This is a genomic window from Endozoicomonas sp. YOMI1, assembly GCF_024606345.1.
GTDB lineage: Bacteria > Pseudomonadota > Gammaproteobacteria > Pseudomonadales > Endozoicomonadaceae > Endozoicomonas.
In genome coordinates, this window is record NZ_JAHHPM010000413.1 from 1 (window position 1) to 4,663 (window position 4,663).

Consider the following 4,663-nt stretch of genomic DNA (forward strand, 5'->3'; position numbering starts at 1 on the left):
TGCGATAAACACCGTCTGGCAATTGGGCATTCTCTTTGTTGCGCGGTCTTCCCATCAATACATCTCCTATAGGAATTTGAGTGGTTGTTTTTTGGGTTGTTGTATCTCGGTGCCGATCAATGGCTGGTTAATGGCGGCGTAGGTGGTGACCACTTCGCCATTACGTCCGTAGTAAAACGGTATCCGGTTTTGAACCATCCATTTGACCAGTGCCGCTTTTTGTTTAATGCCCGACCACGCCATCAGGTCAGGCTGGGAAATCAGCGCATCCATGTCGCACGCCCGTTAAAAGAATTTCAGAATGTCGTACCCCAACACAGGCTGGGCATTACTGGTGGTCAGTCGCTTACTGTTGCGGTTGTGGAACAAGGTTTCCGTCGGGTCGTACATCAGGCCGAACTGCCAGCCTTTATCGGTAAACAGGTACTTGCCTCTTTTGCCCTGACCAGTCCATTTGATGAGCCGGTGCTTTTCCAGTACCTCCACCACATGCTGACGGCTGCGACCAATAAATTCGCCCAGCTCTACCAGGGAGAAGTAATCATCCAGCTCGTAGCGGTTACGTTTGCGTTTTTGTTTTCTTTGTACTGGCTCTTCATCGGTATCAGAGCCAACTATTTCCGATTCAGGTGCAGGATCAGCATAGCGGCAATCCTGATCGATCGATTCAGTTTTGGATTCATCGGGGAGAGCCGGTTGCAAGCGATCCAGTACGGTCTGATACCACTTCACCTGTTTTACTGGCGCACCACTGTTATGGGCTTTTCCGGTATCGAGGATTTCACACAGAGGCTGGCCCTGATCGGTGGGTACCCACAGGCTATCGATTTTGATTTGAAGTCCTGCCGCTTCCAGTAACTTGTTCACCTGACGGGGATCATGTGGTGGTTCGCGGCATTGATTGTGAAGTGGTAAACCTTGCCCGGCCAGCCTCCGATACTTTTCCGAAACGATTCGGAAAAGTCTTTTCCCGCAATAAATCCATGCCGGTTAATCTGCTTATGGAGAGAATCCGTTGGGTCTTTGATACTCAGCCCGCATACTTTGCAATAACTGCTTACCTTCTACCTTTTCATCCTGAACAATGCCGGCCCGACGGATTTTCAGTTCCGCCTGCTCAAGAGTGGTGATATTGGCCTGGGCACTTCTTCTGGCTCTCAGCTCTTCGGCTATCAAGTGCTCTTCACCGTCAGAAGATCGGGCGAGACCGCTAATGGCCGGGCTCAGGGAAATATCTTCCAGTGTCAGTTTGGACATCCTTGTCTCCTTAAAATGGAATTGAGCTGTCGTATTCATCGTACTGCTCGTAATGGCTCTGGCCGGGCTGCTGTGTTGCGCCATTACGGGCATTGGCATACTGGTTTTGTGATGCTCTTTGCTGTGGCTGGGTTTGAGCCTGCTGAGGCTGTGGGTTGTTGGGGTTCTTTTCCAGGAACAGGAGCTTGCCATTGAAGCCGTTGTGCACGACTTCCGTCTGGTAACGATCCTGGCCGTTCTGGTCCTGCCATTTGCGGGTCTGGAGCTGGCCTTCGATCATGACTCTGTGGCCTTTGGCCAGGTCCTGAGCCGCCAGTTCGGCGGTCTTGCCATGCAGCACAACACGATGCCAATCGGTGCGGGTCTGTTTCTGGCCGTCTTTTTTCCAGCTCTCTTCGGTGGCCAGGAAAAGGATGGTGACGGCATCACCATTGGCAGTGGCTTTGCAGTCCGGGTCTCTGCCCAGTCTGCCAATCAGGGTGACACGGTTCAGGGATGCGGCCATCAGGCGGTCTCTTTTTCTTCTTGTAGTCCGGCGTCCCCTGTTGAATATCGAGAATGTCCATTTAATGGCCTCGTGGTTGGATGGCTTTCAGTTGATGTGCTTGTTGTGGGGTGGGTGGCGCTTTGGACCTGATTTTGCGGATAATGCGATCTGCACTCTGTTGGCCGGACTCAATGGATGCCCGCCATTCCGGTAACAGACGCTGGAAGTCTGCATCGGGGTAGTGGGCCTGAGTCTGCGGTTGAGTATCTCCATTCATATCGGGCACATAACCATCGGTGTCATCGTCCGTGCAGGCCACGCCCAGAATACCTACCAGGGTCTGACGCTTGAGATAAGTCACGGTAGAACCGATCTGCTGCAGAGCGCTTTTGTTGCCGGTGTTATCCACAGAGCCGGTGGCTGTGTTACAGATGGAGTGGCCGGATACATGACCCAGATTGCAGGTGATAGTGATGGATGGTCCGCTCTGCTGTTGTTCAAACCAGTAGCTCAGGCCGTAACGATGCAGAACCGGCTGAACTGCAGCAACCACATCATCAATGGAGGCATAGGAGTACCTGGTCAGCAATTTCCATTCGGAAACTCTTTTCCAATGCACTGGATAATGTGCGGTGCAGTTCGCACCAGGCGCGGAAATCAACGATTACGGCATCTGCCGTTTTCGGGTCTTTACGCCAGGCAGCGATTTCATCCCTGATAACCCGATAGATCTGGAGCACGGTCATATCCGGCGTGATACTGCTGGCGATCTGGTCTTTCAGAATGCAGACCTTGCCGTAGTCGTAGGTGTACTGGTTGATGTTCAGCCAGTCAATGATACCCGTAACGACGGATTCTTCCAGCCGGTTTATCGCTTCAGTTTTTATCTCATTAACCACGGCAATAACCTCGCTTGCTCGCATAGTTGATAATGTCCCAGCCGGAGAGCCGGGAGTGTTCGTCGTTGCAGTCATGTACCAGCTGCTTTACTGCCAGCCAGCGGTAGCCCTGCATGGGGTGGAATTCTTCCAGGGTAAGAAAGGTCAGGAAGTTGCCCGGGGTCAGAACGCCAAAACCGGCAATGATAATGGGCTTGTGATCTCTGTGCCTGAATGTGGGTTTCAACCCGTTCCAGCTCGGACTTGATGGTCTCTTCACGGGCTTCCCTGTCGTCAATGGCATTGAGGTGCCGGTTGAGATCGCGGGTGACTGCGTCCATTAAAGATTCCTTATTTTTGTAAATTAAATGTTTTTCATATTTATATAATTGCAAAGTTTTTGGTGGTGGCGGTCTTTCCGATTCCATCAAGCTGGTCAGGGACGAAAGCCGGTCAGGCGCAGGCAGGGGGCATATGCCCGGCGGTGAAGCCGGACTTCGACAATATCGCCAAGCTGTATTGTGATGCCCTGAATGGGATTCTCTGGGAAGACGACCGGCAAATTGTCGATGGCCGCTGCATCAAGGTCTATGGACAGCAGCCTGGTGTGCTGGTGATCGGCTGGCCGTTATAACAGGAAGCTGACACCGACGGCAGTGCCCTTGTAGATATCCTTGATATCCCCCGCATAGTTAAGATCAAAAGTGCCGTACAGCCGATTGATGAATCGCAGACTGTGTTGCGACTTGCTGATCGGGTTCCACAGGCGAAGCGAAAGTTCACCGTCGTGTTCTATCAGCAGGATCTTCCCCGGTTCAGGGGCAATTACGGTATCCACCTGAACTTTGGCACCTTTGGGAATACTGATCGCCATATCGGATGGGGTCTGGTTGACCATGGTGTCGTTTTCCATCCGTAACAGAAAGCTCTTGTGGTCCGACTCAATAATGCAGATGGCCGACTCCGAGAGTACCTGCTGTCGTCTTTCATCGAGTTCATCAAAGAAAGCGCTCGCCTTATCCAGGCTGATGTAGGGCAGGGTTTTCGGGTCCGGCAGCTCTTCGCCGGTCTCCAGCCAGTGAATGGAAACGCCAAGAACGTCAGCGATGGCGATTTTGTTATTCAGCTTCGGATTCCGGGCGCCACTCATCCACAAACTGTATGTCCCTTCCGTGCAACCCACGGCGCGGGCGATATCGACATTTTTCAGATTTTGCTCTTGGGCTTTGCTTTTGACCCGATCTGTCCAGTTTGTCACGTTCTTTTCCAATTACTGTTATTCATTATCCATAAGCAAAATAGTACACGGCTAGGAGCCATTGATTAAGGGCGAGAGTTCGCTTTGGATGAGTCGGGCTATTTACAAATAATCTAAAAGCAACGCATTCTCTTGATAATCTTTGAATAAGCAAAGCTATGACGATAAAAACCAATTCTCAAGGAAAGATGTGATGAGCCAATCTCAGCCTCATACTCAGTTCAGAGCACCAGCCAACCTCTTCGCTCGCACCGCAGGAGGTACCCCATGATCCATACCGACGAACTGGGTATCCCCGACCAGCCACAATGCTGGCAGGACATTCTGTGGCCACTGGCAGGACAGCCCGCCATGCCAACCTCGGCATCACTGTATGAAGAGTTGTGCTGGGAAAATCCGGATATTGATGTGGGCGAACAGTTGTTGAAAGCGTTTCACTACATGATCGATCGCTGGGACCAGCCGGGTGAGGCTAAAAACGTGGTGATCTTTCTGAAAAAGTGGATGAGCCTGAATCAGAAGAATCCCCTGCAGGCGGCGAGGTACTTTCCAAAAGAAGCACCACTGGCAGGAGTTGACCAATGAAAGAGTTTGGCAAGGTCTCCAGCCAGTTCTGGATCAGTGATGATATTCAGCCGCTGTCAGATAAAGCCAGACTGTTGGCTCTGTATCTGTTGACCACCGGTCATGGGAATCTGATTGGTATCTTCAGGATGCCAAAAGGCTATATGGCGGCAGACCTTAACTGGGACGAGCCGAGCGTTGAACGAGCGATTGCCGAGC

10 protein-coding genes and 1 pseudogene are annotated in these 4,663 nt (G+C 51.7%); 3 read left to right on the forward strand and 8 right to left on the reverse strand.

From position 1 onward, the window contains the following. Nucleotides 1-66 precede the first annotated feature (66 nt). The 7 genes from KDK15_RS14685 to KDK15_RS14715 form a co-directional block, all read right to left on the reverse strand. Nucleotides 67-273: a DUF4224 domain-containing protein gene (locus KDK15_RS14685; protein WP_101746061.1), complete on the reverse strand. Its 207-nt coding sequence runs from the start codon at nt 271-273 to the stop codon at nt 67-69. 12 nt (nt 274-285) lie between these two features. Continuing rightward, nucleotides 286-867, reverse strand: coding sequence for a hypothetical protein (locus KDK15_RS14690; protein ID WP_257296135.1), 582 nt, complete (start codon nt 865-867; stop codon nt 286-288). 132 nt (nt 868-999) lie between these two features. After that, nucleotides 1,000-1,257 carry a hypothetical protein gene (locus tag KDK15_RS14695; RefSeq protein ID WP_257296136.1) on the reverse strand — a complete coding sequence of 86 codons (258 nt, stop codon included), beginning with the start codon at nt 1,255-1,257 and terminating at the stop codon, nt 1,000-1,002. 10 nt (nt 1,258-1,267) lie between these two features. Beyond that, complete coding sequence (ssb, locus tag KDK15_RS14700) at nt 1,268-1,762, reverse strand: single-stranded DNA-binding protein (protein WP_257296137.1); 495 nt, start codon at nt 1,760-1,762, stop codon at nt 1,268-1,270. Between the two features lie 61 nt (nt 1,763-1,823). After that, the gene (locus KDK15_RS14705; protein WP_257296138.1) at nt 1,824-2,333 is read right to left on the reverse strand and encodes an ERF family protein; all 510 of its coding nucleotides are present in this window, start codon (nt 2,331-2,333) and stop codon (nt 1,824-1,826) included. Further along, the gene (locus tag KDK15_RS14710) at nt 2,302-2,667 is read right to left on the reverse strand and encodes a hypothetical protein (protein WP_257296139.1); all 366 of its coding nucleotides are present in this window, start codon (nt 2,665-2,667) and stop codon (nt 2,302-2,304) included. Before KDK15_RS14710 ends, KDK15_RS14705 begins: the two co-directional genes overlap by 32 nt. After that, nucleotides 2,636-2,902: a hypothetical protein gene (locus tag KDK15_RS14715; protein WP_257296140.1), complete on the reverse strand. Its 267-nt coding sequence runs from the start codon at nt 2,900-2,902 to the stop codon at nt 2,636-2,638. Before KDK15_RS14715 ends, KDK15_RS14710 begins: the two co-directional genes overlap by 32 nt. 126 nt (nt 2,903-3,028) lie before the next feature. On the opposite strand from KDK15_RS14715, the gene KDK15_RS14720 reads away from it, so the two are divergent. Then, complete coding sequence (locus KDK15_RS14720; RefSeq protein ID WP_257296141.1) at nt 3,029-3,256, forward strand: RusA family crossover junction endodeoxyribonuclease; 228 nt, start codon at nt 3,029-3,031, stop codon at nt 3,254-3,256. Here KDK15_RS14720 and KDK15_RS14725 read toward each other — a convergent pair. After that, entirely contained in the window at nt 3,251-3,880 is a 630-nt protein-coding gene (locus tag KDK15_RS14725; RefSeq protein ID WP_257296142.1) for a helix-turn-helix domain-containing protein, read from the reverse strand. The two genes, KDK15_RS14720 and KDK15_RS14725, sit on opposite strands and share 6 nt — an antisense overlap. Before the next feature lie 267 nt (nt 3,881-4,147). Here KDK15_RS14725 and KDK15_RS14730 point away from each other — a divergent pair, with 267 nt between their 5' ends. Then, nucleotides 4,148-4,465 (forward strand): hypothetical protein, encoded by a 318-nt coding sequence (locus KDK15_RS14730; protein WP_257296143.1) that lies wholly within the window; start codon nt 4,148-4,150, stop codon nt 4,463-4,465. Then, a pseudogene (locus KDK15_RS14735) lies at nt 4,462-4,663 on the forward strand (hypothetical protein); the annotation flags it as partial. The gene KDK15_RS14730 and the pseudogene KDK15_RS14735, both read left to right, overlap by 4 nt.

Excerpts from the sequence above, each read along its gene's own strand:
- KDK15_RS14685 (WP_101746061.1), bottom strand. The coding sequence starts at position 273 with ATGGATGCGCTGATTTCCCAGCCTGACCTGATGGCGTGGTCGGGCATT.
- KDK15_RS14695 (WP_257296136.1), bottom strand. The coding sequence starts at position 1,257 with ATGTCCAAACTGACACTGGAAGATATTTCCCTGAGCCCGGCCATTAGC.
- ssb (WP_257296137.1), bottom strand. The coding sequence starts at position 1,762 with ATGGCCGCATCCCTGAACCGTGTCACCCTGATTGGCAGACTGGGCAGA.
- KDK15_RS14710 (WP_257296139.1), bottom strand. The coding sequence starts at position 2,667 with ATGCGAGCAAGCGAGGTTATTGCCGTGGTTAATGAGATAAAAACTGAA.
- KDK15_RS14730 (WP_257296143.1), top strand. The coding sequence starts at position 4,148 with ATGATCCATACCGACGAACTGGGTATCCCCGACCAGCCACAATGCTGG.